This window comes from Pseudomonas sp. GT1P32, from assembly GCF_054897805.1.
Genome location: NZ_CM142704.1, coordinates 1,772,039 through 1,797,729, shown reverse-complemented (window position 1 = coordinate 1,797,729; position 25,691 = coordinate 1,772,039). Strand labels below are relative to the sequence as shown.

Below are 25,691 nucleotides of genomic sequence, written 5' to 3'. Positions count from 1 at the left end.
CTACAGGATCGGCGGTGTCAGGAAGTCAGTGATTGCAGCTTTTTCATAATCCCGACGCTCGGATCTGTATTTTTGGCTGAGCCGGATTTTTCGTTGTCAGATCCGTCCGTCACGATACCCGCGAGGATTTCAGCCAGGTTGTGGAAGTGCCCGGTCTTTTTCTCGGCGGGGTCCAGGCTCGAACTCTGATTCAGCGCCGCTTCCAGAGACAAATGCTGGGACAGCCACTCAGGCTTGGCTTTCTCTTCGGGGCTCATGTTGTCCATGAAATCCAGGGCGGCGCGGGCCCGACCGTAAGGGTCGTTGATAAACGGGTCTTTCCAGTTTTTTTGCTGGTCCGCCGGGCCACTGTAGTAACCGGTGGCGAGGCGCGCCTGCTGGCGCATCAAGGCTTGTGCCGAGGCTTGTTCCTCTGCGGTGAAGGTCCCGCCCTGATTGGTGGCGACGGCGTTCAGCGAACGTCGATCCAGATCGCCCATCAGCGCATTCCGGTCTTCATCGCTGCCGGTGTAGGGTTTGCCGCTGGCGGTCATCAGCGCGTATTTGTCATTCATGCGCTTGCGGGCATCGGTGGCCACTTCGGCAAACGTCTTGTCCTTGGAACTGGAGACCGCGCCAGGCTTGGAGGCACCGAGGACGAGAGCGTCTGCGTTCATTCCCGAACGCACCGGGAAGAACGGCGCGTTGCCGGCGATCGAATTGCTGTAGGCGGTGGAGGTGCTGGACAGGCTCACCGAATCGTCTTTCGGTGTCTTGGCCGGATCATCCTGAGCCACGCGTTGTTGCGCAGCCGCCGCAGCCTTCGCCTCGACGGCAGAGGTGTAGGCCGACATCGCCGCATTCGTTGAAGTCGAAGTTGAAGCAGTAATCATTGTTCTTCCTTGACGAGAGAGGCTCGCAAATGGCCGCATTGGATCGCTTTGTATCGGACAAGATACGCAGTATTTGTGAACCTATCACTCATACAGGCGTATCAACACAACTGGCGAGTCAGCGGGTAGGTGACAGCTCGTCGTTGGCCAGGGTCCGGTCCACCAGGCGGAGGCTGTTGCGTCCGCCACGCTTGGATTCGTAAAGCGCGGCGTCGCCTTGCTCGATCAAGGCGGCCAGGCTCGCCGGCGGCTGGTCGAACAGGTTGGCGCCGATGCTCAAAGTGACCGGTTCAGGCGTGGTGAATGCCTGTGCGGCGGCCTGGTGAAACCGGTCCCGCAGCGCGTTGCCCAACCCGACGACTCGCTCACTCGATGCGTCATTCAGCAGGATGACAAACTCGTCACCGCCCAGCCGGGCCGCCAGTGCACCGCCGGGCAAAACCGCGCGAATCATCTCGCTCAGCGAAACCAGCAGTCGATCACCGGCCGTGTGGCCGTAGAGGTCGTTGACCAGTTTGAAGTTGTCGATGTCGATCAGCAGCAGTGCGCCTGGTCGCGTGCCCGAGACGTTCTCCAACAGGCGCGGTGCCCGCACTTCGAGGGCGCGGCGGTTGTACAGGGCGGTCAACGGATCGCGTGCCGCCAGCCGTTCAATCCGTTTCTCTCGCCGGTAGCGCTCGGTGCCGGTCATCGAGAGCGCGATCAGCATGATCGCCATCGCGCCCTCAACCAGCGAAATCTGGATGATCTCGCCACGAAAGGCCGCCAGATCGATCAGCGTGCCTGGCACGACCACCGATATCGCCTTGGCCAGATAGAACAGCCCGTGGGTCAGCAGCACATAACGCAGTTGCACCGCGCCCACGCTCAAAGACTTGCCATGAGGGCGCAAGAGGAAGCTGGCCCTGAGCGTCGGCAGGGCGACCAGCAGCGAATTGGCCACCAGCATGAGCTTCGACCACGACGCTTCGTCCGGCAGCAACAGCATGGCAAACCAGGCTGCAAAAATCAGGTACCAGGCGCGAGACAGGCGCACCTGCGTAAAACGCGCGACGCCCAACAGGAACAGAAAGTGCGCCATCACCAACAGGCCGTTGGCGAACCAGATACCGATCAACAACAGGCCGCTGATGCGCAGCAAGGCGAGGGTCGAACCCACGGTGATCGTGGCAAATCCTGCGCTCCAGAACAGCAGCGAGGGTTCGCGAATGCTGCGCCACTCGATCGTCAGATACAACGCGGCGGCCGCTGCGAGGGCGATAGAGAGTGTCAACATCGTTGGAGGGTCGAGCGCCATAGCCGGACGGGTCTGCCTGATCTGCGGGAGAGGGCTGTGATTGTAGCGTTCAAGACTATTTTTCGCAGGGCTCGTCATCCGTATATCGCACTGTCGATTTCCCGGCGTCTCGTTCGACTACGGTTAAGGAATGCGCCTGATCGTCGGTGTTTCCTGCAAGAGCGCTGTCACGAAGACCAACCGGGAGAGGACCATGCGCACGCTCACTGTTGCCGCTTTCATCAGTCTTGATGGCGTTATTCAAGCACCCGGCGGGCCCGAAGAGGATCCCGACGGCGATTTCTGTTTCGGTGGCTGGATCGTGCCTTACGCCGACGAAGCCTCCGGCCAGGCCATCAACGAGCTGTTCGCGCAGCCGTTCGAGTTGCTGCTGGGGCGCCGCACCTACGACATTTTCGCGGCGTATTGGCCCGACAAAAATGGCCATCCCATCGGCGACCTGTTCAACCGCGTGGCCAAGCATGTCGCCACGCATCGGCCCGATACGCTCGACTGGCATAACAGCCATGCACTGAAAGGCAACCTTGCCGACGCGATACGTGTGCTCAAGCAGCAGGACGGCGCCCGTTTGTTGACCCAGGGCAGCAGTGATCTGGTGCGTCAATTGCTGGCCGCCGGGTTGGTCGACGAGCTGCGGCTGATGACGTTTCCCGTGGTCCTGGGGCGTGGCAAGCGCCTGTTCGGCGACGATGCACTGGCGTCGGCGTTCACCCTGGTGCACTCGATCACCACGCCAGCGGGTGTATTGATCAGCCGCTACGAACGCAGCGGCGGAGTACGTACGGGAACGTTCGAAGACGTTGACTAGGAAAAACCGCCACCTTCTTTTGGAGAACAAAAATGGTCAGCAAAAACACGATTTGCCTGTGGTATGACGGCACCGCGCTGGACGCCGCGACGTTCTACGCCGAAACATTTCCGGACAGTGCGGTGAACGCTGTCCACCGCGCCCCCGGCGACTATCCGGCGGGCAAGAAGGGCGACGTCCTGACGGTGGAATTCACGGTGATGGGCATCCCGTGTCTCGGGCTGAATGGCGGGCCGTCGATCAAGCACAACGAGGCCTTCTCGTTTCAGGTGGCGACCGACGATCAGGCCGAGACGGACCGCTTGTGGAACGCGATAGTGGGGAACGGCGGCGAAGAAAACGTCTGCGGCTGGTGCCGGGACAAGTGGGGTTTGTTCTGGCAGATCACCCCTCGGGTGCTGACGGCGGCGATCACTGATCCCGATCCCGCCGCGGCCAAGCGTGCATTTGAGGCGATGATGCAGATGGGCAAGATCGACGTCGCGGCGATTGAAGCGGCGCTCAGGGGTTAGCCGGGTTAAACAAACCACGAGGGTGAGTTTCACCCTCGTGCCACCGCCGGCACCTCTGTTTGCTTCTCACCCGATGAAACATCGTGCAGGGAGATCTTCGAAGTCTCCGGCAACGCCAGGCCGCCAACCAATGCCAACACGGCAATGGCAATCAGATAGAACGCCGGCGAGAGATTGCTGCCGGTGGTACTGATCAGCCAGGTCGCCATCAGCGGCGCGGTGCCACCGAACAGGGTGTAGGCCATGTTGTAGGTGATCGCCGATGCGGTGTAGCGAGTGCGCGTCGGGAAGGTTTCCGAGAGCAGGGCGGCGGTCACCACGTTACACAACACGGCGCCAATCGCCAGGAGCATGACGCCAACGATGGAGGCTGCGAACGAGCCGGAACTGGCCATCATGAACGATGGATACACCGCCACGATCAACAGCGCACAGGCCGTCATCACCGTCATGCGTCGCCCGACCCGGTCCGAATACAAACCGGCCAACGGGCACATCAGTGCGGCGAAGATCAGTGCAATCAGCGACACCAGCAACGCCGTTGCGCGACTCAGGCCGCCCGCGACCTGCAAGTAAGTCGCGAAGTAGGTGGTGAACATGTAGAACGACAGGGCCGTCAACGAGATGAACGCACCCAGGCAGCAGATGGCCGAGCCATGGTTGCGCAGGGTCTCCTTGAGCGGGGAGTGCGCGACGGCATGTTGCTGGGTTACGGCCTGGAACGCCGGGGTTTCATCCAGCTTCCAGCGCAGGTAAAGACCGACCAGGCCCAGAGGCGCGGCAATCAGGAACGGCAGGCGCCAGCCCCAGCTGCCCATGGCTTCGGCCGACAATGATGCTTCAAGTGCGAAAGCCACCACGGCTGCCGATGCAAACGCGGCAAAGGTCGACACCGGAATGAAGCTGCCATACCACGCTCTTTTATCGCTGGGCGCGTGCTCCATCAGGTACGCGCAGGCACCGGCATATTCGCCCCCGGCGGAAAAACCCTGGGCGCAGCGGATCAGGCTCAACAGCACAGGCGCCATGACACCGATCGCGGCATACGTGGGCAACAAACCGATCAGGGTCGTCGCGCCCGCCATCAGCAAAATGGTCATCGCCAGGGTGCGCTTGCGACCGATCCGGTCACCGAGCATGCCGAAGAAAATCCCGCCCAGAGGCCGAAACGCAAAGGCCACGGCGAATACCGCAAAGGTTTTCAGCAGCGCAACGCTGGCATCGCCGCTGGGGAAAAACTGCTGTGCGATGGTCGTCGCCAGAAAGCCGTAGACGGCAAAGTCAAACCACTCGACGAAATTGCCGATGCCGGCGGCGACAATCACTTTTCTCAGGGTTTGCGGGCTGACCTGCTCTGTCGCGGCGCTTGTCATGCTGAACCTCGATGTCTCATGGGTTTAGCGTTCGATTATCGCGGCAGCCGCTGAAACGTCTCAGCTCAAAAGTGTCGTCGACATAGTCAGGACCGACTCAAGAGCACACCCAGGCCTCAGCGCAAACTCCACGACACGCCGACATACGCTGCCATACCTTCGCCCGGCGTCGAACGGGCCGCGTCCAGACCTTTGTCGTCGTAGCCCGGCGTGACGGTGGCGGCGTAGTGCTTGTTGGTCAAGTTGCGCAGGTCCAGCCAGGTCTGCCAGTCGCCCTTGGGGGCGTTGTAACCCACAGTCGCGCCGAACAGCGCGTAAGGATCGGCGTAGTAGCTGTTGGCGTAATCGACCGCCGTTTTCGACACCCACTGCGTATTGAGTCCGGCGAAGAAACCCTGGGGCCAGTCGTAGCGCAGTTCGCCCTGGTAGTAGTGCATCGGCAGGCCCGGCAGGCGGTTGTCGCCGAAGCGGTCGTCGTCGCGGTAGTGGAAGTCGCTGAAGGTGTAGCTCTGGCGCAAGCTCAGTTGGCCGCCATCGCCGGACGACCACAGGTTGCTTTGCAGGCTGGCTTCCACGCCCTGGTGCACGGTCGGGCTGGCGTTGAGTTCGTAAGGCGTCACGGCATTGGCATCCGGTAATACCGAGAGCAATTCGTGCTGCACCTGAGCGTAATACCAGGCCAGGCTCCATTGACCGATTCTGCTGTCGCCGCGGCCGCCGAGTTCCAGGGTGGTCGCGGTCTGGTTCTGCAGTTTGATCGGGTCGCGCTGGGCACCTGTGGCGACACCGCTACCTGCCGGGAAGCGAATGTTGGAGCTGTAGATCAGCGACCACGGGTGCGGCGCTTCGACCGAGCGGCTGAGATTGCCAAACAGCTGCAAGTCAGGTGTGAGTTGATAGCGCAGGCCGACGCGTGGTGCGTAGTCCCAGTCGTTGAGGCTGGTTTTGCCGCCACCTTCCGGGAAGGTCACGGCGCTTTCGCGGCGGGTGTAAATGGCTGCGAGGCCGGTGGTCAGCCACAGGTCGTCGGCGATCTCCAGGTCATTGCCCATATGCAAAACCGTGTCCGAACCCTGGTAGGTGAAGTTGCGAATGGGCGTGTCCGGCGCATAGCCGGCGGTGTTGCCGGTGGGGATGCGCACTGATTCGCTGGCGCCGGCATTGGGCAGGTGCTTCGTCACGCGCAGGCCCAGCGTGCTATGGCTTTCCAGACCCCAGAGGGTGTCGCGACGCTTGTAGTCGAAGGTGCCGCTGACGTCTGTGTACGCCACCTTCAAGCGGTTGGGACCCTCACGCAAATCCATCGGGTAGTCGTGGTAGACAAGACCGGTCTGGATACTCGAATCGTCATCGATGTAGTAGGTGGTCTTGTTGCCGAAGAAGGTGCTTCCCGGTTGTTCGCGACGATCATCCCGCGTCACGTAAGCAGGGTTGGCCGCCCGTGGGTTGTGCTCAATCGAGTGCTTGGTCACCCGCCCGGCGAGGTCGTTGTCGGTCTGGCGATAGCGCAGGTAGAAACGTGTTTCCAGCTTCGGGTTGAAGCGATAGCCGAAGTTGGCAATGACGCCCTGGCTCTCGCTGGCCGTGTGATCCTGATAGCCGTCGGCGCGAGCATCGGTCGTGGACACGTAGTAGTCGAAATCCCCCAGCACTTGCCCGGAACTGACCTGGCGCTGCTGATAACCGTGACTGCCCATGGCGTAGCGCACCTGCAACAGCGGTGCATCGTAGCCGGTGTGACTGATGTAATCGATGGCCCCGCCCAAGGCCAGCGCGCCCCTGTCGAAACCGTTGGCGCCGCGCAGCACTTCCACATGATCGAGCCACAGCGGCTCCAGCAACTCGTAGGGCGTGCCGCCCGGGCCGGTCAGCGGCAGACCGTCGAGCATGGCGTACAGACCCGAGGCATGGGCGCCCGGTGCACGGTTGATCCCCGAGCCACGGATCGAAATCTTTACCCCTTCATTGCCCGCAGACTGGGCATAGACCCCCGGCTGATAGGCCAGCACATCCTGGTTGCTGGCCACGCGGCCCTGAAGGGGGCGGCGCATATCGACCACATTGGTGCCGCCGGGCACTTGGGCAAGCCGGGCCTCGGCATCCTCGATCGTCTGCTCTTCGCCGCGCTGCTCCTCAGCCTGAATCAGTACCTGTCCGAGCTCCAGACCTTTGGCCTCCTCGGCCATGGCCGGACAGGCAAGCGCCAGCCCCAGCAGCGTAGCGGGTAGGGATTTGGGCGAGGGCATCGAGAGAACTCCAGACAGATAGAAACGGGCAGTGAGAACTGCGACGTATGAACTAACGAGTGGAACACATGGCAATTTTGCTTTTTTGCCAGGTCAACGTTCATCCGCTTCGGTGCAGCCATCCTGACCATGCGCCGACAGGCTGCCGCACAAGAGAAGTGCGCCTATCCACGAATGCCTGCTGCGGTGGCTTTCCTGTTCGCGATCACGTCATTTTTGCTCGGCGATCAATCCTGAAAGGACTTCACAGCGCCGCTGGAGAGTGGCGGCAACGCCACTCTCGTTCGCCAATCTGTGCAGTATTGGCGTGGGGCAAAGATGATCATGGCCGTTCCGGAGAAGCGACTGACGATGAGCCCCAGCGCAATCATTTGCATTGGTGCAGGACAGGCCTTTGCCCCTGTGATGAGAGAGGCGGGCAATGGGACGCACACGATCCAGCGGGGATTTCAGGATTGTCGATGAACACGTAATGCTGGCTTAATTCATGTCCGGTGTTATCGCCTGCGTCGAAACCTGATGACAGGTTGCTGACGACTCAAGCCCATCGTAAGAGCCATTTGCAGCGACTACACTCCAGCCCATGAAACGCTATCTGCGGTATTGCATCATTTTCATGATCAGCCTGGCGCTTCCCCTCAGCGGGATGGCGGGCGTTCAGGCACCGACAGAACCGTGCCCCATGAAGACGATGGGCATGGCGATGATGGACGGCATGGGGATGGACTGCTGCAGCGACATGAAAAGCCCCACCGAGCACGGCAAGCCTTGCAAACCAGGCCAGGAATGCAAGACGGGCGGCATGCTGCAAGTCTCGATTATCAAGCCTCCCGTCACCGTATTCAGCCCAGTAGCGCTTTCCTTCTTTAGCGATTCCCTTCCAGTGCAAACCCCGTCCGGGGTATGGCGACCGCCCCGCGTTTGATTCCTGTCCCACATCGAACCTCATTCCGCATTAGCGGGATGACCTGGCTGTGCGCATGTCTTTTGACGCGCGCAGTTGATGATCACAGGAATCGTAGACATGAACTCCAAGTGCTATTGCACAGGCTGGCCCCTCGTGGTCGGCCTGGCGGCAAGCGTACTGGCATTGCCGAGCCTCGCTGCCGCACTGACACTCGATGAAGCGTTGCGGCTGGCCGAAAACAATGCGCCGTCACTGACCGCACAAGACGCCAGGATTCAGGCTGCCAGCAGCGCAGCCATCCCGGCGGGTGAACTACCTGATCCCAAGCTGCTTCTGGGAGTGCAGAACTACCCCATCGGCGGTGCGGATCGCTGGAGCCTCGACCAGGATTTCATGACCATGCAAATGGTCGGGGTCCGGCAGGAGATGCCGAACAGCGACAAACGCAAAGCCCGTATCGAGGTCGCCGATGCGGCTGTTGATCGCGCCGCCGCCGAGCGTCGGGTCGAACGTCTGAAGGTCCGGCAGTCCACCGCACTGGCCTGGATCAGCAGCTATTCAATCGAGCGTAAAGATGCGTTGTTCCAGGACTTCTACAAAGAAAACCGCCTGCTGAGCGATACCGTCCGGGCCCGGATTGCTGGCGGCCGCGCCCAGCCTGCCGATGCGGTGACACCCAAACAGGAAGCCGCTCAGTTGGCAGAGCAGCAGGACGATCTGATTCTGCAGCGAGCCCAGGCCCGGGCCGCCCTCAAACGCTGGATTGGCTCAGCCGCCAACGACAAGCCTGCGGGCAGCTTGCCTGAATGGCCCGTCGACTCTTCAAGCTACTCCCATCAACTGCAACACCATCCGGAGCTGGCAGCGTTTGCGCCGATGACCCGCGAAGCGCAAGCCAGGGTTCGTGAAGCCGAGTCGGAGAAGCAATCGGATTGGAGTTGGGAGCTTGACTATCAGCATCGCGGCCGACAGTTCGGCGACATGGTCAGCGTGCAGTTTTCCTGGGATCTGCCGTTGTTTCCTGACGCTCGCCAAAACCCAAAAATCGCCGCCAGACACGCTGAACTCAACCAGCTTGAGGCCGAGCGCGAAGCCTTGTCACGCGAGCACACCCAGCAACTGGAAAACGAACTGGCTGACTACGAGCGCCTGAATCGTGCCGTGCACCGAAACCAGGAAAGCCTGTTGCCGCTGGCCATGGAAAAGGTCGAACTCAGCATGGCCAGCTACCGGGCCGGCAAAGGCGATTTAGACACCGTTGTGACCGCCCGACGTGAACTCATCGAAGTTCGACTCAAGCAGATCGACGTGGAAGAGCAGCGCGCGCTGACCAGTGCGCGTTTGTATTTTGCTTACGGGGAGGCCAGCCAATGAAACTTGAAAAATGGAACGGGGCATTGCTGGTGAGCCTTTCGCTGGCATTGGGTGTTGCCGGTGGTTACGGGTTCGCTCACCAGCGTATGAGCGCAGCGCCAAATGCCGTGGCGGAGCAAGACATCAATGCTGCGCACGAACGCAAAGCTCTGTATTGGTACGACCCAATGTACCCGCAGCAAAAGTTCGACAAACCGGGTAAGTCACCCTTCATGGACATGCAACTGGTTCCCCAATACGCCAGCGGCGCAGGAGAGCGGGCCACTGTCAGTATCGACCCGGGGCTGACCCAGAATCTCGGATTGCGTTTTGCGACTGTCACCCGTGGAACCTTTCACTCCAGCCTCGACGTGACAGGCGTCCTGGCGCTCAACGAACGTGATGTTGCGGTGATTCAGGCACGCACCGCTGGCTTTGTGGAGCGAGTCTATGCCCATGCTCCCGGAGATGTGCTGAATGCCAACGCAGCGTTGGCGGATATTCTGGTGCCGGAATGGGCTGCGGCTCAGACAGAGTTCCTTGCCTTGAAGCGTAACGGCGACGCGGAGCTGCTGACTGCGGCCCGCCAGCGACTGCAGCTCACCGGAATGCCGGCAGCGCTGATCACTCAGATAGAGCGTAGCGGTAAGGTTCAGCCGTACCTGACGCTGACCAGTCCCATCGCCGGCGTGCTGCAAACGTTGGATGTACGCACGGGCATGACCGTGGCGACGGGCGACACGCTGGCACGCGTCAATGGCTTGAGCAGTGTCTGGCTGGCCGTGGCCGTTCCAGAGTCGCAGACCGGATCGATTACAGTGGGGCAGACGGTCGAAGCACGGCTGCCAGCCTTCCCGGGGACCGTGCTCAACGGCGAGGTCAGCGCTATTTTGCCCGAGACCAGTGCGGACAGTCGCACCCTGCGTGTGCGGGTGGAACTGCCCAATCCGGACGGACGCCTCAGGCCGGGTTTGACGGCACAGGTGCGCCTGAACCGTTCGAGCGAACACAGTGTGTTGTGGGTGCCGAGCGAGGCGGTGATTCGTACGGGGCGACGGGCCTTGGTGATGCTCGCCGAAGACACTGGCCACTACCGCCCGGTAGAGGTGCAACCCGGACAGGAAAGTGATGGCAAGACGGCCATTTTGAAAGGTCTGGAAGAAGGCTGGAAGGTGGTTACGTCTGGACAGTTCCTGCTGGACTCGGAGGCCAGTCTCAAGGGCATTGTTGCCAGCACTGAGGACGAGTCGCCACCCGGCGAAGCTGCCTCTGGTATGCATGAGGCGGATGGGGACAAATCGGGGAGCCAGCCATGATTGCGGCCCTGATTCGTTGGTCAGTCGCCAACCGGTTCCTGGTGTTACTGGCGACACTGTTCGTCACAGCGTGGGGCATTTGGTCAGTGCAGAGCACACCCATCGATGCGCTGCCGGATCTCTCGGATGTTCAGGTGATTATCCGCACACCCTTTGCGGGGCAAGCGCCGCAGATTGTCGAGAACCAGGTGACCTATCCGTTGGCCACCACCATGCTCTCAGTGCCGGGAGCCAAGACGGTGCGTGGTTATTCCTTTTTCGGTGACAGCTTCGTTTACGTGCTGTTCGAAGACGGCACTGACGTGTACTGGGCCCGTTCGCGGGTGCTGGAATACCTGAGTCAGATACAAAGTCGGTTGCCGGCCAGCGCCAAACCGGCGTTGGGGCCGGATGCAACGGGGGTGGGCTGGATCTATCAGTACGCACTGGTGGATCGCAGCGGTGGACACGACCTGGCGCAACTGCGCGCGCTTCAAGACTGGTTCCTCAAGTTTGAACTCAAGACCCTGCCCAACGTTGCGGAAGTGGCCACGGTGGGGGGAATGGTCAAGCAATACCAGGTGCAACTCGATCCGCTGAAACTGGCCAGCCTCGGCATCACTCAGACAGAGGTCACCGAGGCTATCGGCAAGGCCAATCAGGAAACGGGTGGCGCGGTACTGGAGATGGCGGAGACCGAATTCATCGTGCGCGCTTCCGGTTATCTGAAGACGCTCAACGACTTTCGGGCGATCCCGCTCAAGTTGGGGGCGGATGGTGTGCCGGTGACCCTTGGCGATGTCGCCACTATTCAGTTGGGGCCGGAAATGCGGCGGGGCATTACCGAACTCGACGGTGAGGGCGAAACCGTTGGTGGCGTGGTGATTTTGCGCAGCGGCAAGAACGCTCGCGAGACCATTGCGGCGGTCAAGACCAAGCTCGACGAACTGAAAAGCAGTTTGCCGGCCGGAGTGGAAATCGTCACCACCTACGACCGCAGCAAGCTGATCGACCGCGCGGTGGAAAACCTCAGCCACAAGTTGATCGAAGAGTTCATTGTCGTCGCGCTGGTTTGCGGGATCTTCCTTTGGCACTTGCGCTCATCACTGGTGGCGATCATCTCCCTGCCGGTGGGCGTGCTGATGGCCTTCATCATCATGCGTTACCAAGGAATCAACGCCAACATCATGTCCTTGGGCGGGATTGCCATCGCCATCGGCGCCATGGTCGATGCTGCCGTGGTGATGATCGAGAATGCCCACAAGAAGATTGAGGCCTGGCACGCGGCCAATCCGGGGGAGGAGCTTAAGGGCGAGCGTCATTGGCACGTCATGACCGAAGCAGCGGCAGAGGTCGGCCCGGCGCTGTTCTTCTGTTTGTTGATCATCACGTTATCGTTCATTCCGGTGTTCACCCTGGAAGCTCAGGAGGGGCGACTGTTCGGCCCGTTGGCGTTCACCAAAACCTATGCGATGGCCGCGGCGGCGGGGTTGTCGGTGACCTTGGTGCCCGTGCTGATGGGGTACTGGATTCGCGGGCGAATTCCCGGTGAGCAACAAAACCCGTTGAACCGCTGGTTGATCAGGATCTACCAGCCGGCCCTGGAGGCGGTGCTGCGCCGTCCGAAAGTCACCCTGCTGGTGGCGCTGCTGGTGTTTGTCAGTGCGCTATGGCCAATGTCGCGCCTGGGCGGTGAGTTTCTCCCGCCTTTGGACGAAGGCGATCTGCTCTATATGCCTTCCGCTCTCCCGGGGTTGTCGGCACAGAAAGCTGCGCAGCTGCTGCAACAGACCGACCGCCTGATCAAGACGGTGCCCGAAGTCGAGCACGTGTTCGGCAAAGCGGGGCGTGCCGAAACGGCCACCGACCCGGCACCGCTGGAAATGTTCGAAACCACCATTCAATTCAAGCCGCACGAGCAATGGCGCCCAGGCATGACCCAGGAAAAACTGGTGGAAGAACTGGATCGCGTGGTTCGGGTTCCAGGGCTGACCAACATCTGGATACCGCCGATTCGCAACCGTATCGACATGCTTGCCACCGGAATCAAAAGTCCGATCGGAGTGAAAGTCGCCGGCACCCAATTGACGGACATCGATGCTGTCACCCAGGCAGTCGAGCGGGTGGCCAAAGGCGTACCCGGTGTCAGTTCAGCGCTGGCCGAACGCTTGACCGGTGGCCGCTATATCGACGTGGATATCGACCGCAAGGCAGCCGCTCGCTACGGGCTGAATATCGCTGATGTGCAGTCCATCGTGGCCGGCGCTATCGGTGGTGAAAATGTCGGGGAGACTATTGAAGGGCTCGCACGTTTCCCGATCAACGTACGTTACCCACGGGGGTGGCGTGACTCGCTTGGCGCCCTGGAGCAAATGCCGATCTACACGCCGTCAGGCATCCAGATCACCCTGGGGACAGTGGCCAACGTCAAAATCAGCGACGGCCCGGCGATGCTCAAAAGTGAAAACGCGAGGCCTTCAGGCTGGGTGTATATCGATGTGCGTGGGCGGGACATTGCCTCGGTGGTCGCTGATTTGCGCCATGCCGTAAACGATCAGGTCAAGTTGCAGCCTGGCATGAGCCTGAGCTACTCAGGGCAGTTCGAGTTTCTCGACAGAGCCAATGCACGACTCAAACTGGTGGTGCCAGCCACTCTGTTGATCATCTTCGTGCTGCTCTACCTGACGTTTGCGCGCTTCGATGAGGCGTTGCTGATCATGGCCACGTTGCCATTCGCGCTGACTGGCGGGGCATGGTTCCTCTATCTGTTGGGATTCAACCTGTCGGTCGCCACCGGTGTTGGCTTTATCGCCCTGGCCGGTGTTTCTGCCGAGTTTGGCGTGATCATGCTGCTCTATCTGAAAAACGCCTGGGCAGAACGTGAAGACCTCGGCGACAGCACTGAGCGCGGGCTGGTTGCGGCGATTCGTGAAGGCGCTGTGCAGCGTGTTCGACCCAAGGCCATGACCGTGGCCGTGATCATTGCCGGCCTGTTACCCATCCTGTTGGGCAGCGGAACCGGCAGTGAAGTGATGAGCCGCATTGCCGCGCCCATGGTCGGCGGCATGATCACGGCTCCCTTGCTTTCCCTGTTTGTCATTCCGGCAGCCTATCGCCTGATGCGCCGCCGACATCTCGTCATTGAATCCACTCACCATAAAGGAAACGTCGTATGAAACTGACCCATATTGCAGTGGCAGGAACCTTGGTTGCGTTGTCTTTCTTGGCTCGTGCAGAAGACATGCCGGGTATGAAAATGGACGGTATGGAGGGCATGCAGACAAAAGAGACAAAGCAGGCGCCCGTCGCTAATGCCAATGGAACGATCAAGGCTATCGATGCTGCCAGACACACGGTGACCATCTCCCACGGTGCAGTACCCGCCGTGCAATGGCCGCCGATGACCATGGCCTTTTCCGTGACGGATGATCAGCTCGCCGGGCTATCGGCCGGAGACCGTGTCTCGTTTGTTTTTCAGGTCGAGGGTGGCCGCGCGACGATTGTTTCAATCAAAAAGTAAGACAGCGGTGGTGTAAGTGGCCGGCACATTTTGTGTGCCGGTCGTAAGGACAGCTATCGGTGCGGGGCGACTCTCACCCCGCATCGATACGCTGCCGAAAAACAGCTGACTTCAAGACGCGCGCGACTCACGTGTTGCGCTGCTCAAACCCATAGCCGTTACACCGATGCGCGAGAACACCAGCCACACAAACAACAACACACTGCAACCAACAAGAATGGACGCGACGCCAATCAACGGCTCGATGGCCGCAAAGCCCTTGAGCCGCAGTGCCAGTGCGCCGAGCATCACCGGGACGCCAATGTTGTACATCCAGAACTGTGCCGCAGCCGCGCGCCCTTCGGTGATTGACGGGTGCGCTGTGCCGATGATGCCGAACAGGGCCATCGACACCCATCCCAACAGATTGACATGAGCATGTACCGCGAAAAGCGAGTGGTCGCCGGAAGCGCCCATCGCCACGCCCAGCACCACGCCAATGGCGAAGTAGAGGGCAGCGAGCCGAAACCAGGTCCGTGAACGGGGGTTGTGATTCATGGCATTCACCTCATGCGCCCAGAGGCGCGCTCAGTTGCTGAAATATAACGGGCGACCTCTTGTCGGTTGGTTGTCGCGTGCCTATTATGAGACTCAAGTCTCATGAATAGACAGAGTCTCATATATTCCATGTCGATCCAGAAGTCAACTCCGTCTGAACCCGGCGGTGATCCGCAAGGCCGCGCCAACCAGAAACTGCGAACGCGTCAGGCGCTGATCGATGCCGCCATCGCCTTGCGCGACGAGGGCCAAAACCCGACGGTGGCACAAGTGGCCGAGCGCGCGATGGTCTCGCGCGCCACGGCCTATCGCTACTTTCCCTCGACCGAGGCATTGATCAGCGAGACGGCGGCGGATCGTGAAATGAAGCCGCTGGAGAGCTTCTGGCGACCGGGAGACGATCCGGTCAAGGGCATCGGCCTGGCGGCGAACGCGTTGAACAAACTCTTGATCGACGACGAGATCGGCCTGCACGTGATGGAACGCTCGTTCATGTCGGTGTGGCTCGACAGCGAGACCCACGAGCCGTTGCGGCCGGGCCGGCGCATGAGCTACATCGAGCCGATCGTCGACTCGCTGAAGGACGTGCTCTCGCCCCGCGCACGCAAACGACTGAAGCAGGCGCTGTCGATCGTCATCGGCACCGAGGCGTTGATCGCCGTGCGCGATATCAGTGGCGCGAGCGTCGAAGAATCACTCGACACCGCCGCGTGGGCGGCGAGGGCGCTGGTTCGTCAGGCGTTGGCGGAGAATGAAGAGGCTCGGCGCAAGCGCAACTCCATGTAGACCGGGTTGCGGGTTTCTTCTGCGCGACACTGAATTGTCTATGTTTGCTCAGGTAATGTGGGTGGCGGCTTTTGGCCGATAGCGAGCAAGAGTCATTCCGCAGAATAGCGATGCCAGATCCTTTTTATAGTTGAACAAAAAACGGGCGCGTTCAGCGCCCGTTTTCATTCACTCTTTCGTCTGCGCCCGCAATCGCCGACCAATCACATCCATCAAGTCACAGCCGTCGCGCAACGGAATGGCAAGCAGTTTGGAGAAGTCCGACAACACCACCGTGTCGCAACCAATCTCGGCGCGAAAGGCGATGTTCTCCAGCACCTGAGTAACTGCGCGAATTCGGTAGTCAGCGGCGGCTTGCAATACGTCGAGTGGAGCTTCGGTGTCGATGAGCAGGGAAGCCGGAACCAGGTCGATTCCAGTGAGGGGCATGTATCGATTCATTTGAAGATCTCTGTTTGATTGGCTCAAAGGCCGTCACTCAGTCGTCGCCAAACGATTGGGTGGCAGCTGTGCGCAGGTTGGCGAACCGGCACAGAGAACACCGGCAGACCCGAAGGTCTCCCGCGCACAGCCGCCATTACAGCGGCTTTGCGGGTGCGACGACCCCTGCAATAAAGCCTAGAGCCCTCGCATTCTCTGTAGTCAGGTCGCCAAACCCGAATCGCCATTTTGGGCGACGGGGCGGACTATAAGCTTCATCGGAATGGCGGGCAAGGTGAGGAGTTCCGAGGTTTGTGTAGGAATTTTTATAGCGTCCTAGGAACGTTATGCCTCTTCCGTTGGCGACTGTTATCGGCCAAATGCGGACACTAACGCCCCAATAACCGGCAGCTGGAACGTAGCATAAGCTGTCCGGCGGCACAGGCAGAAAACGACCCGAAACCGAGATTTAGTGGTAGAACACTTGAACCTGCCCTTCCGTTTAAACGTCCAGGGGGATAGCGCGAATAATGTCGGGCCGATAACAGCATCGGCTGGTCTAGTAAATGAATCGAATGGGTGGCTAGGGGCTAGTAAGCAAGTCTGAGCTTCTACAACTGACGTCACCGGGCGATACTTTCATCTAGCGACCCGAATAGGACATCGGGTTCATATCTATATCGAAAAAATGGTTGTGATAGATGTCACGCCCGTCCCTCAAGCGATACATTGCGGTCACGCGAATACCTCTTTGGCCATTTATCGGGTAAACGCCGTCGATGCTTTCCACGTTCGGGTGGGTACTGAGCTCATTGCACTTTCGCTCAAGGGCCTCGTAGTTCTCGCCAAGTACAACACGCAGTTCCTTCTCGGAGGAGTATGCCTGGAGTGGGTCAAACTTCCCCGCTCCTGTGCGTTCGCACTCGCGCCAAGGTGTGCTCTTCTTGATACAGCAAAACTCAACTTCGTATCCGCGCACGGATCCTTCCTGGATCTCCACAGGACGATTCTTCATCGCATCAACGATTGCCGCCTTCGCTTCCGGTTCAATGCGCGGCCCCAGATAGATGCGTTTCAGCGCGGGATCGGTGTACAGCTTGCGGCCCTCCCTCCCGGCAAGATATCTCCACTCCTTCTCGTGCTGCCATTCCTCCCGCTTCTGGGATAATCGACTGTTGATCACTTCCATCGGATCAGAGATAGCTAGCAGTTCGAACGTCACAGGAGTAGGGGCACTGGAGTCGTATATTACCGGTACTAACGAGTGTTCGGGCAGATCAGAGATTGCCAATTCTTGCGGATCGAACTCCAGGCACATACCTCCGAAATTGCTGGCGTAATACGCCCACATCGGGTAGTCCAAGTGGGTCCCTGACATGGAGATTAAGCCTGAGCTTCGTGCTGTCACGACAGCCTTTTTGAGAGTCTCGTTCGCTTGGGAAAGGAACTTAGCAGGCAACAGAACCGCCATAGGATCGTCCAAGCCAGGGACTTCGAACAGCGCCTCCATGGGATCATTCATCTGATCAAAGCGTGGAGCATAAAGGTAGCTACCACAGATTGCTTCGAGCTCTCGTTTCACTAGCTCGATATCGCCCAGTGGACGATATCTATACAACGTTGCTGGAGGGGCTTTTCTATTATTTGAGTTCAAAGACAGGCACCGATTGTGGGGATGAGGGGGTAGAGGCGATTATCGAATTTTTTAAGAGCCCGTTACAAAACTAAACCACCGCTTTTGCAAACGGAAACTACGATGATCAGCTTCCCGCCTCAATGCAAGATTCGCCGACGATTCGGCTTATTAATAGGCTGATCGTGGCTGCTTAGCGCCTATCGTTGTGGTAGGCGTTAGAGATTGAATGGTACTTCCGTGCGCTCCGAGTAAACCGCCCTGATTTATAGAGATCGAATGACTGCCTCTGGCCGACTAGTACCTGTCATGACGCGCATACCTCCTAGCCGGTGCACGAATTAGCAAGCCTAAAACAAACGTGCGTTAATCCTGAGGCTGTTTAAAATAGTCGAAGTATACTTCTAAATTGTCCTCTTTCACGTGAAATAACGCAGCTGCAATTGCTTTGGCCTCCCCAGGTTTTTCATCTAAAAAATCATTGGCAAGTTTTTTGAATTTTGGAATTGTGCCGAAAGACGCATTGCGCATGTCCACTGCTGCGAACGCTCCCCAATTCGCAGCCTGGATTATATTGATGATTAACTTAAATGCTTCGATAGGTGAAAATGAATCGCCCATTGATTTTTCAATATCGGATACATTTCTTGTAAAACTATTAGCTGTATGGAAGTCGCTTGAGCCCGCTCTATTAAAAAATTTAGTTAGTAGTAAGGCTTTTGCGGTTTCAAATTTGTATGCGTGGCCGCAGAAATAAGCGCTATAAGTGAACTTTTCAAGAAATGCATCAAATTCGCCGCCAAGTTTTTCGATAACAAAAGCATGGGCATTTTCAGTGAGTAGAGAAATGAAAAGTGTTGCTGGGTGAGAGAATCGGGTATGTTCAACAGTAAGCTCTACAGCGGCAATTTGTTCTGCTACCAAAACTGATACTCTATGATAAGTTACTTCGTCCAAATCCGAAAATAGCTTTCCATTAGAGCATAGCAACGAAAAAATCGCATTTTTATATGCTTTGTTAGAAATTTTCTTTTCGATGACGTATTTTTTTAGTGCCGAAATCGCTGTAGGATCTCCCGTTCGAGCCATGCCAGTGAGGAAGAATCGTGAATTTTTCGATGTTTCAGTATCGGCCTCTTGCGTTTTGTCTAACACCTTTGAGATTAAGTACGGATAAACCTCAAAATGAATATTTTCCAACTCTTTTTTGACAACTTTGGTAATAATATCAATGTTTGTTGATGGAAACATATTTGCGTTACTTAATGAGGCTAATATCTCATCCGCAAGCTGGGTGGTAGATAGTATAGGGCGGGATAAGAACCGAGATACTGCCTCGTGATAAACAAAACGAGCCTCCTCTGCGGAAGCATGATGACCCGACGGGTGCGCAGCCTTATTCCTCAGCTTACGAAGCATTTCAAGGAATTCAGCATCAAGAGTTGAAAATAGCAGGTTAGACTTAAGCTGATCAATCAAATATGTTTCAAAAACATCTTGATCTGCACGTTTTTGCGAGGCTGTATCAAATATAGTTTTAGCTTTTTTATTGACCCTTCCAAGCTCTCCAAGCTTATCTATAATATCGTCGAACAATGCTATGAACGTAAGAACTACCGAGGCTCGATAAGCTCCCGCCATGTAGCAAGCTAGTGACTCGCTCATGTAGTCCCTAATATCTTCGTTTTTTATGGAAGATACCAATTCTTCCATGTCTGTTAAATGCGCCATACACACCTCCATATAAAACTAGTTGCTGGGAAATAGAGACCACTCTCTAATTTTGGCGAACCATTTCTAAGTCAAACAAAAATATGGGTTACCCATGACCGATCCAAGAGCGCCAGCATTATGCCTTCATAGGGTAGTGATTTGCCAATCGCGGTTCATGATGCAAACCGTCTCGATGTAGTTGCCCAAGATGACCGGCTCCGGCAGATTGCTTCCCAGTGCGACGGGCAGCTATGGGGCGACAGCGGTCTGTCAGAAAGGGCAAAAAACAACCCAAAGCAGCCCATAGGTGGGTTAATCCTCGTTACCCCGTGAATGGCATCTCCAAGGTCTTTGCGATCCGAGCTAAAACTGTTATGCATTTCTCAGAAACAACGAGCGTTGGTTCTTTAATCATGTAAAGCAGGTGTTCGAACGCTACTCCAGCCTCGTTGTGATCTACATAATCCAGAACAATCTCACTCCCATTCTCTAATCCTGCCTGGGCTAATGCATGGTCCTCCGGTACAGGGCCGAGTCGCTCGTATGCTATGGACATCAGCGTCGAGATTTCCTCAAGTGCCTCTACGAAATCGGCCCTCAAGTCGTTGTTAAAATGGTGCATGACAAACACTCCTTCGATTACGGTGACCCGCCGCGCATAGTTGCCTTCACAATTCCAGGCATCCGTTGCGATCGCTTTGCGGACCCGTGCGCGGAACTGTTCAGCGTCAGGTTCAACCCGCAGCCGGGCTCCCAGAACAGCGTGTCGAGTTGCACCACGGGCAGGCTCAGACGCTTGCCGAGGGCGCGGGTAGATTCGCCGCTACCGGCATTGCCCAGAATGACAATCCATTGCATGAGGACTTCCTGTCGCGAAAAAAGCCGACAATTGTGCAGGTTCAGGATGGCCAGTTAAAGGCAGATGGGTGGGACGACCGCATCACGGGACTGAATGCTGGATTTCCTGCAACTAGCGATATGTCTGAGCCAGTTGGCTGTCCGGCGCAAAGCGCAACGCATATTCCTTGGGGCTGATACCCAGGCGTCTTACAAATGCTTTGCGCAACACATCGACGCTGTTGTAACCGCATCGACGTGCAATTTCCTCCATTGAACGTCCACCCAGCTCAAAGGCCCGACAGGCTGCTTCGAGGCGAATGTCTTCAACGTACTTCGCCGGCGTGGTCTTCAAATCCCGTTGAAACGTCCGTATCAACGTCCTGACACTGGTCGACATCTGGTCTGCCAGTCTCTCGACCGTAAGGTCTGTGTGCAGATGCTCACTGATCCAGAGGCACAGTTCATCCAGACTTGAACCCGGCGCACGCTGCGATTGAAGCGTGACGCTGAACTGCGCTTGTCCACCGGGACGCCGCAGGAACAGGACCATATTTTTCGCAATCTCCATCGCGACGTGATCCCCCAAGTCTTCGCTGACCAGCGCGAGCGCGAGATCGATTCCCGCTGATATTCCTGCCGATGTATACACGTTGCCGTCTTTCACCCAGATAGGGTTCGCGTCGACCTGAATCTGCGGATAGCGCTCCGCCAACTCGCGCGCCATCTGCCAATGGGTGGTTGCCCGGCGACCATTCAGAAGCCCGGTCTCAGCCAGGGCAAACGCTGCGACACAGATCGAGCACACGCGCCGCACGTTTCCGGAACGCGTCCGTATCCACTCGATAGCCTCCTCGTGCAGGCGGCCCACTGACTGGCGGCCCGCAGCGACAATCAACGTATCAATTGGCGTGTTCCCACGACGCTCTTGCTCAAGGGTTTTATGCGCCGTGAGGTTAATGCCTGTGCTGCTTTCCAGGTGCACATCGTTGCCCGATGAAACCAAGTCAATCTTGTAGGGAAGGGGGGCGCCGTCGTGCAGGTTATTGGCGAAGGCAAAGACCTCCGCAGGGCCGATCACATCGAGCGCATCTACCGGGGGCAACCCCAGAATTACCACTCGTTTTTGCGTTTGCCCGGGGAGCAAATGGCGGGTGTGCGTTTGTTTTTTCACCGTTGCGCTCCACGAGTGACCGAAAATTATTTTGGCACGAATCAACGGAAAATAGTCAATTTGGACAACTCAGAATCATTAGATTGGAGCGAGGTCAACCTCACCCACGGGAAGCAAAATGAACACACCGGTTACTGTCGGCGGCATCATCGCCCCGGATTCCGAACTCACCCGCAAGGCGGCTTCGCTCGTTGATCGGGTCCACTCCAGGGCGCTCCTGAATCACGTGCATCGCACTTGGTGGTTCGCCGATTTCCTCGGTAAGCAGCGTGGGCTGAAATACGACCGGGAAACCGTTTACCTCGCTGCGCTGTTGCATGACCTGGGCCTCACCAGCGAGTTCTGCGCCGAGCAACGCTTTGAAGTCGATGGCGCCGACGCGGCCAGCCGATTCCTGCTATCGAACGGTTACCCGCAAGCGAAAGCGGAGCTCGTCTGGGATGCGATCGCTCTTCACTCCAGCGCCGGCATTGCGGACCGCAAGCAGCCGGAAATCGCCCTGATCTACATGGGCGCTCATGTCGATGTCATGGGCCTGTTCATAGAAGAAATCACGCCGTCACTGATTGACGACACGCTCGCGCTCTATCCCCGCGTCGGCATGAAGGCCGCGTTTACTCAAGCGGTGGCCGAAGTTGCCAGGAAAAAACCGCACACAGCCATTGGTACCGGGCTGGGGGACGTTGGACGTCGCCACATACATGGATTCGATTGCCCGAACGTGTGCGACCTGATCGAAAACGCCCCCTTCGATAGCTGAGAGGCAGCACTGCGCAGTGTTTGCGGTTACCAGGCTCTTCGGCCCGTCGAGCGGTCGCGGAAGTCACTGGACATCAGGAGCGTAAGCTCTAATTACTTGAGAGGAACACCGTCATGAACGAAGCAGAAATTCTGGTCAGCGGCGCAACCGGGCGTACGGGTGGGGCTGCCATCGATGAGTTGCTCAAGATGGGCAAGCGCGTGCGAGCTTACGTGCGCACGGACGATGAGAGGGCTGCGGCTCTGCGCGAGCGCGGCGTTGAATTTGCCATTGGTGATTTCACCGATATCGATGCTATCCGTGCGGCGATAGAGGGCATCCGTTCGGCCTATTTCCTTTATCCGCTGGCACCGGGAATCATTGACGGTGCAGCCTATTTTGCCCAGGCAGCGAAGGAGGCCGGGGTACAGGCCATCGTGAACATGTCGCAGATCTCCGCGCGGCGCGAGTCCAAGAGTCATTTGGCACAGGATCACTGGATCTCCGAGCGCGTTTTCGACTGGTCGGGCGTACCAACAACGCATCTGCGCCCCACATTCTTCGCGGACTGGCTCGTCTACCCTCACTTCGCCAAAGAGATCTGGGCCAGGAAAAAAATCGAGTTCCCCTTCGAGAATGGCCGCCACGCGCCCATCGCAACTGACGACCAAGGACGGGTGATCGCCCACATCCTGGCCAACCCAGCGGGGCACGAGGGGAAGATTTACAGCCTCCATGGCCCGGTCGAAATGAACCACACCGAGATCGCGGCTGCCATGAGCGAGGTGCTGGGTGTGGAAATCCAGTACGCGCCGACCTCGATCGAGGCGTTCCAGCTCAAGATGGAGCAGGAATACCAGTTTCCGCCAGCCTTGGTACAACACCTGGTCGAAGTCGCTCAGAACTACCGGGAAGGCATCTTCGCGGGTGTGAACGACGTAGTGGAGAAGGTCACTGGCACGCCCGCGTTGTCTGTGCAGGCTTTCATCGAAAAAAACCGGGACGTCTATGCGTGACGACTCGCAGCGTCGGCCCTGGCTTGTGTGACAGTCGGCGCGCTTTGGCGGATGACTGAACTGAGCCCGCAAGGAGGAAGAAATACGTCATGAACGCCCTACTGGAATTACACGGTGCGCCCACAGGCAATTGCATCCGGGCAGCCATCGCCCTCGAAGAAGCGGGGCTGGCGTACACGGTTCGACTGGTGGATCTTTCAAAAGGCCAGCAAACCGGGGCGGATCATCGGTCCCTGAATCCGGCCGGAAAAGTCCCGGTATTGGTCGAACGAAAGGGCGATAAGCCTCCCTTCGTGCTCACTCAGTCGAACGCGATCATTTTCTACGCTGCCGAAAAGGCTCCAGAACGGCTCTTGCCCAGTGCCGCTGGCCACAGAGCTACGGTGTATGAGCGATTCTTCTTCTTTTTGACCGATGTCATCGCACCGGGCCATTCGGCGTTCTTCCTTCGCGGCCAGGGTCTGCACGACGGCTCTGCGCGGCTGGTCGAGCGCATGCTTTCGTCAATTGAGTTGGCTGAACAGTTCGTTAGTGCTGACGCTTATATGGCGGGAAGCTGTTTCTCCATCGCGGATATCGCGGCCTACAGCATCATGTCGTCAGTGGAAGCAAACATCCCGTGGGGGCGTTTGCCCAAGCTTCGCCGCTGGTATGAAAGGGTAGGTGTTCGACCCAGCGTGGTTAGCGGATTTCAGGCATTCAATCTGCGGTGAACCGGCAAAAAAGGCCGATAGATCTGCCTTGTCGCTCGGAGACTTGTTCCCTCGTCCAGGAAGTACTGGCTCTGTTCACGATCCTGATCTGTTTTACCGCCCACTACCACACTCCGACAGCAATCTCCCTGATTCGGCAACACATGCTCACTGACGGTTGTGAAAATTCAGTCTAATTTGAATCCTGTCTCTCCCAAACTTCCTTAGTGGTCAGTAGTCCGGGATGACGTTTCTCGTACCCTTTGAAAGTCGAGAGCTTGATTGCAGTAACTAGCTGGTTAGCTCACTGGAGCACATCACAATGGAACCTCTGATAGGAATTTTTACTCCCATCGCACCTAGCTTTACCGCAGCCGTTACAGATCTTGCGTTTTTAATCTGCCTGATGCTCGCGATAGTGTTTTGTTTTGTGCTCGGTTCCAGTCCTACAGAAAACGAGGGGCGAAAACGATGCTTTCTGCTGTTTATTGGACTTATAGGTGGATGTATCGCTGCAGTGCTGGCAGTTCCATTCGATCCGGTGGACGGCGCACTGTATTTGCCTATCAGCAATGCCTTGGGCCTTGTATTAACCGGCTACCTGGTCAGCAAGGTGGGGCCTTACGCTAAAAGTGTTTTCAAGCCGTCGCCGGGCAACACTCTTGATTGGACGAAGGTAGGGTACTTAACCTTTTGTCTAATCGGTGCCGCGTTAAGCGCCATAGTCATCGTAGTTAATCGCACTGAGTGGATTGCTCAGGCCGTACGCTGTGACCCGGATTTCTATGCCCGCTCCTTGCCCAAGAAAATGCGGGATCATATGCCCCGAGATCAAAAAACCTGCGAGCGACTAAATATTGGCGCAAGCAAGAAATCCCAAATACTTTCAATTCCTGTTTATAAAAGCCTCAACATTCTCCCCTATAACATGGCTTACATACACACGTTGCCTTGGCTGACCCTGGAGTCTGACCGGTGCGTGTACAACCTGAAGTTCATGGGTACGTCAGGACTATGGCTTGAATGCAAAACAGCCGATACCGATACCACTTCGGGCAACTCTGACAAAACAACAAAACCTGATAGCAGTGAGCATGCCAGATGAAAATCAACCTACTCGCCCGCTAGTGGCCGAAAACAGTCCTTTGATGCATGTCTGCTCCTGACCGAAAACTACCTCTGGCTATCATGCTTGATCGGCCCCCGTACCTCATAAATACCCGTCAGCGACAAATATCATCTGCCACTTTCCTGGCCTGCTCAGTCGCAGCCTCACGAGCACAGAAATCAACGTCTTCCCCCAGGATGGTCTTCTCCACAATCACCGAATGCACATCGGTCACGCCGATGAATTGCAGCCAGGCTTCCACGTAGGGCTTCTGGAAGTCGAAGCGTTCCGCCGGCGTGATCGACTGCGCTGAAAAATCCAGGCCGCGGGCGTACGCCACCACGGCGATTTTGTTGTGCAGCATGCCTTCCAGACCGCGTTCCGGATCGAAGCTGAACAGGATGTCTTTCTGCGATACCAGGTCGATGAAGTGCTTGAGCTTGTACGGGATGCTGAAATTCCAAAGTGGCACGGACATCACGAGTACATCCGCGCGATGCAGGTGCGCAGCCAGATCCTTCAAGGTGTTCCAGGCCTCCTGTTGCGCCGGGGTCAAGGCAGTGCCGTTGAGTCCTGCGTATTTGGCTTCCATTGCCAGCTCATCGAATTCCGGCAGCGCCATGTTCCAGAGGTCGAGCGTGACGATCTCGGTGTCCGGAGTGTTTTCTCGATAACGCGCAATAAAGCTGCGGGCGACTTCAAGGGACGCCGAGCGTTGCTTGCGTGGAGAACATTCAATATGGAGCAGAGTCGTCATGGCATGCCTCGAGTGGTGGGGTAGGGAGGCATTGCAACATAGTTATATTTGAAATATAAATCGTAAATTAATAGTCGATTAATCACGTAGAAAACT

The 25,691-nt window shown here is 57.5% G+C and carries 23 protein-coding genes and 1 pseudogene; 12 read left to right on the top strand and 12 right to left on the bottom strand.

What is annotated here, in order from left to right; translation table 11 throughout:
- Positions 1-17: 17 nt before the first annotated feature.
- Entirely contained in the window at positions 18-872 is an 855-nt protein-coding gene (locus tag ACYZUC_RS08105; protein ID WP_461994913.1) for a hypothetical protein, read from the bottom strand.
- Between the two features lie 118 nt (positions 873-990).
- Positions 991-2,169 carry a GGDEF domain-containing protein gene (locus ACYZUC_RS08100; protein WP_461994911.1) on the bottom strand — a complete coding sequence of 393 codons (1,179 nt, stop codon included), beginning with the start codon at positions 2,167-2,169 and terminating at the stop codon, positions 991-993.
- A gap of 193 nt (positions 2,170-2,362) precedes the next feature.
- Between ACYZUC_RS08100 and ACYZUC_RS08095 the strand changes: the two genes are divergently transcribed.
- Together ACYZUC_RS08095 and ACYZUC_RS08090 are read left to right on the top strand one after the other, a co-directional pair.
- On the top strand, positions 2,363-2,977 hold the full coding sequence (locus ACYZUC_RS08095) for a dihydrofolate reductase family protein (RefSeq protein ID WP_461994909.1): 615 nt from the start codon (positions 2,363-2,365) through the stop codon (positions 2,975-2,977).
- 32 nt (positions 2,978-3,009) lie between these two features.
- A complete protein-coding gene (locus tag ACYZUC_RS08090; protein WP_008035586.1) occupies positions 3,010-3,489 on the top strand; it encodes a VOC family protein in 480 nt (159 codons plus the stop codon).
- Between the two features lie 29 nt (positions 3,490-3,518).
- Here the strand turns inward: ACYZUC_RS08090 and ACYZUC_RS08085 are convergent, their stop codons facing one another.
- Positions 3,519-4,862, bottom strand: coding sequence for an MFS transporter (locus tag ACYZUC_RS08085; RefSeq protein WP_461994908.1), 1,344 nt, complete (start codon positions 4,860-4,862; stop codon positions 3,519-3,521).
- Between the two features lie 116 nt (positions 4,863-4,978).
- Positions 4,979-7,108: a TonB-dependent receptor family protein gene (locus ACYZUC_RS08080; RefSeq protein WP_461994906.1), complete on the bottom strand. Its 2,130-nt coding sequence runs from the start codon at positions 7,106-7,108 to the stop codon at positions 4,979-4,981.
- Positions 7,109-7,691: 583 nt separating this feature from the next.
- On the opposite strand from ACYZUC_RS08080, the gene ACYZUC_RS08075 reads away from it, so the two are divergent.
- The 5 genes from ACYZUC_RS08075 (at position 7,692) to ACYZUC_RS08055 (ending at position 14,183) form a co-directional block, all read left to right on the top strand.
- A complete protein-coding gene (locus tag ACYZUC_RS08075; RefSeq protein WP_461994905.1) occupies positions 7,692-8,033 on the top strand; it encodes a hypothetical protein in 342 nt (113 codons plus the stop codon).
- 99 nt (positions 8,034-8,132) lie between these two features.
- Complete coding sequence (locus ACYZUC_RS08070) at positions 8,133-9,389, top strand: TolC family protein (RefSeq protein WP_461994904.1); 1,257 nt, start codon at positions 8,133-8,135, stop codon at positions 9,387-9,389.
- The gene (locus ACYZUC_RS08065; RefSeq protein WP_461994902.1) at positions 9,386-10,684 is read left to right on the top strand and encodes an efflux RND transporter periplasmic adaptor subunit; all 1,299 of its coding nucleotides are present in this window, start codon (positions 9,386-9,388) and stop codon (positions 10,682-10,684) included. The genes ACYZUC_RS08070 and ACYZUC_RS08065 overlap by 4 nt, the downstream gene beginning before the upstream one ends.
- Positions 10,681-13,839 carry an efflux RND transporter permease subunit gene (locus ACYZUC_RS08060; protein WP_461994900.1) on the top strand — a complete coding sequence of 1,053 codons (3,159 nt, stop codon included), beginning with the start codon at positions 10,681-10,683 and terminating at the stop codon, positions 13,837-13,839. The genes ACYZUC_RS08065 and ACYZUC_RS08060 overlap by 4 nt, the downstream gene beginning before the upstream one ends.
- A complete protein-coding gene (locus ACYZUC_RS08055) occupies positions 13,836-14,183 on the top strand; it encodes a copper-binding protein (protein WP_461994899.1) in 348 nt (115 codons plus the stop codon). The genes ACYZUC_RS08060 and ACYZUC_RS08055 overlap by 4 nt, the downstream gene beginning before the upstream one ends.
- 111 nt (positions 14,184-14,294) lie before the next feature.
- Here ACYZUC_RS08055 and ACYZUC_RS08050 read toward each other — a convergent pair whose 3' ends face one another.
- Complete coding sequence (locus tag ACYZUC_RS08050; protein WP_461994898.1) at positions 14,295-14,720, bottom strand: hypothetical protein; 426 nt, start codon at positions 14,718-14,720, stop codon at positions 14,295-14,297.
- A 129-nt stretch (positions 14,721-14,849) separates the two neighbouring features.
- On the opposite strand from ACYZUC_RS08050, the gene ACYZUC_RS08045 reads away from it, so the two are divergent.
- Positions 14,850-15,506: a TetR/AcrR family transcriptional regulator gene (locus tag ACYZUC_RS08045; RefSeq protein WP_461994897.1), complete on the top strand. Its 657-nt coding sequence runs from the start codon at positions 14,850-14,852 to the stop codon at positions 15,504-15,506.
- Positions 15,507-15,674: 168 nt separating this feature from the next.
- Here the strand turns inward: ACYZUC_RS08045 and ACYZUC_RS08040 are convergent, their stop codons facing one another.
- From ACYZUC_RS08040 to ACYZUC_RS08015, 6 genes and pseudogenes are all read right to left on the bottom strand, one after another.
- Positions 15,675-15,947: a hypothetical protein gene (locus ACYZUC_RS08040; protein ID WP_223451898.1), complete on the bottom strand. Its 273-nt coding sequence runs from the start codon at positions 15,945-15,947 to the stop codon at positions 15,675-15,677.
- 622 nt (positions 15,948-16,569) lie between these two features.
- A complete protein-coding gene (locus tag ACYZUC_RS08035; protein WP_461994895.1) occupies positions 16,570-17,436 on the bottom strand; it encodes a DUF2971 domain-containing protein in 867 nt (288 codons plus the stop codon).
- Positions 17,437-17,925: 489 nt separating this feature from the next.
- Positions 17,926-19,290, bottom strand: a complete 1,365-nt coding sequence (locus ACYZUC_RS08030; RefSeq protein ID WP_461994893.1) for a hypothetical protein — start codon at positions 19,288-19,290, stop codon at positions 17,926-17,928.
- Between the two features lie 304 nt (positions 19,291-19,594).
- Complete coding sequence (locus tag ACYZUC_RS08025; RefSeq protein ID WP_461996683.1) at positions 19,595-19,894, bottom strand: MafI family immunity protein; 300 nt, start codon at positions 19,892-19,894, stop codon at positions 19,595-19,597.
- 27 nt (positions 19,895-19,921) lie between these two features.
- Positions 19,922-20,130 (bottom strand): annotated as a pseudogene (locus tag ACYZUC_RS08020) (P-loop NTPase family protein); the annotation flags it as partial.
- 112 nt (positions 20,131-20,242) lie between these two features.
- Positions 20,243-21,283 carry a GlxA family transcriptional regulator gene (locus ACYZUC_RS08015; RefSeq protein ID WP_461994891.1) on the bottom strand — a complete coding sequence of 347 codons (1,041 nt, stop codon included), beginning with the start codon at positions 21,281-21,283 and terminating at the stop codon, positions 20,243-20,245.
- A gap of 118 nt (positions 21,284-21,401) precedes the next feature.
- On the opposite strand from ACYZUC_RS08015, the gene ACYZUC_RS08010 reads away from it, so the two are divergent.
- The 4 genes from ACYZUC_RS08010 (at position 21,402) to ACYZUC_RS07995 (ending at position 24,835) form a co-directional block, all read left to right on the top strand.
- Complete coding sequence (locus tag ACYZUC_RS08010; RefSeq protein WP_461994889.1) at positions 21,402-22,043, top strand: HD domain-containing protein; 642 nt, start codon at positions 21,402-21,404, stop codon at positions 22,041-22,043.
- Positions 22,044-22,156: 113 nt separating this feature from the next.
- On the top strand, positions 22,157-23,038 hold the full coding sequence (locus tag ACYZUC_RS08005; protein ID WP_461994887.1) for an NmrA family NAD(P)-binding protein: 882 nt from the start codon (positions 22,157-22,159) through the stop codon (positions 23,036-23,038).
- An 89-nt stretch (positions 23,039-23,127) separates the two neighbouring features.
- On the top strand, positions 23,128-23,751 hold the full coding sequence (locus ACYZUC_RS08000; RefSeq protein ID WP_461994885.1) for a glutathione S-transferase family protein: 624 nt from the start codon (positions 23,128-23,130) through the stop codon (positions 23,749-23,751).
- A gap of 301 nt (positions 23,752-24,052) precedes the next feature.
- Positions 24,053-24,835 (top strand): hypothetical protein, encoded by a 783-nt coding sequence (locus ACYZUC_RS07995; protein WP_461994884.1) that lies wholly within the window; start codon positions 24,053-24,055, stop codon positions 24,833-24,835.
- Positions 24,836-24,953: 118 nt separating this feature from the next.
- Here the strand turns inward: ACYZUC_RS07995 and ACYZUC_RS07990 are convergent, their stop codons facing one another.
- Positions 24,954-25,595 carry an FMN-dependent NADH-azoreductase gene (locus ACYZUC_RS07990; protein WP_461994882.1) on the bottom strand — a complete coding sequence of 214 codons (642 nt, stop codon included), beginning with the start codon at positions 25,593-25,595 and terminating at the stop codon, positions 24,954-24,956.
- Positions 25,596-25,691 lie beyond the last annotated feature (96 nt).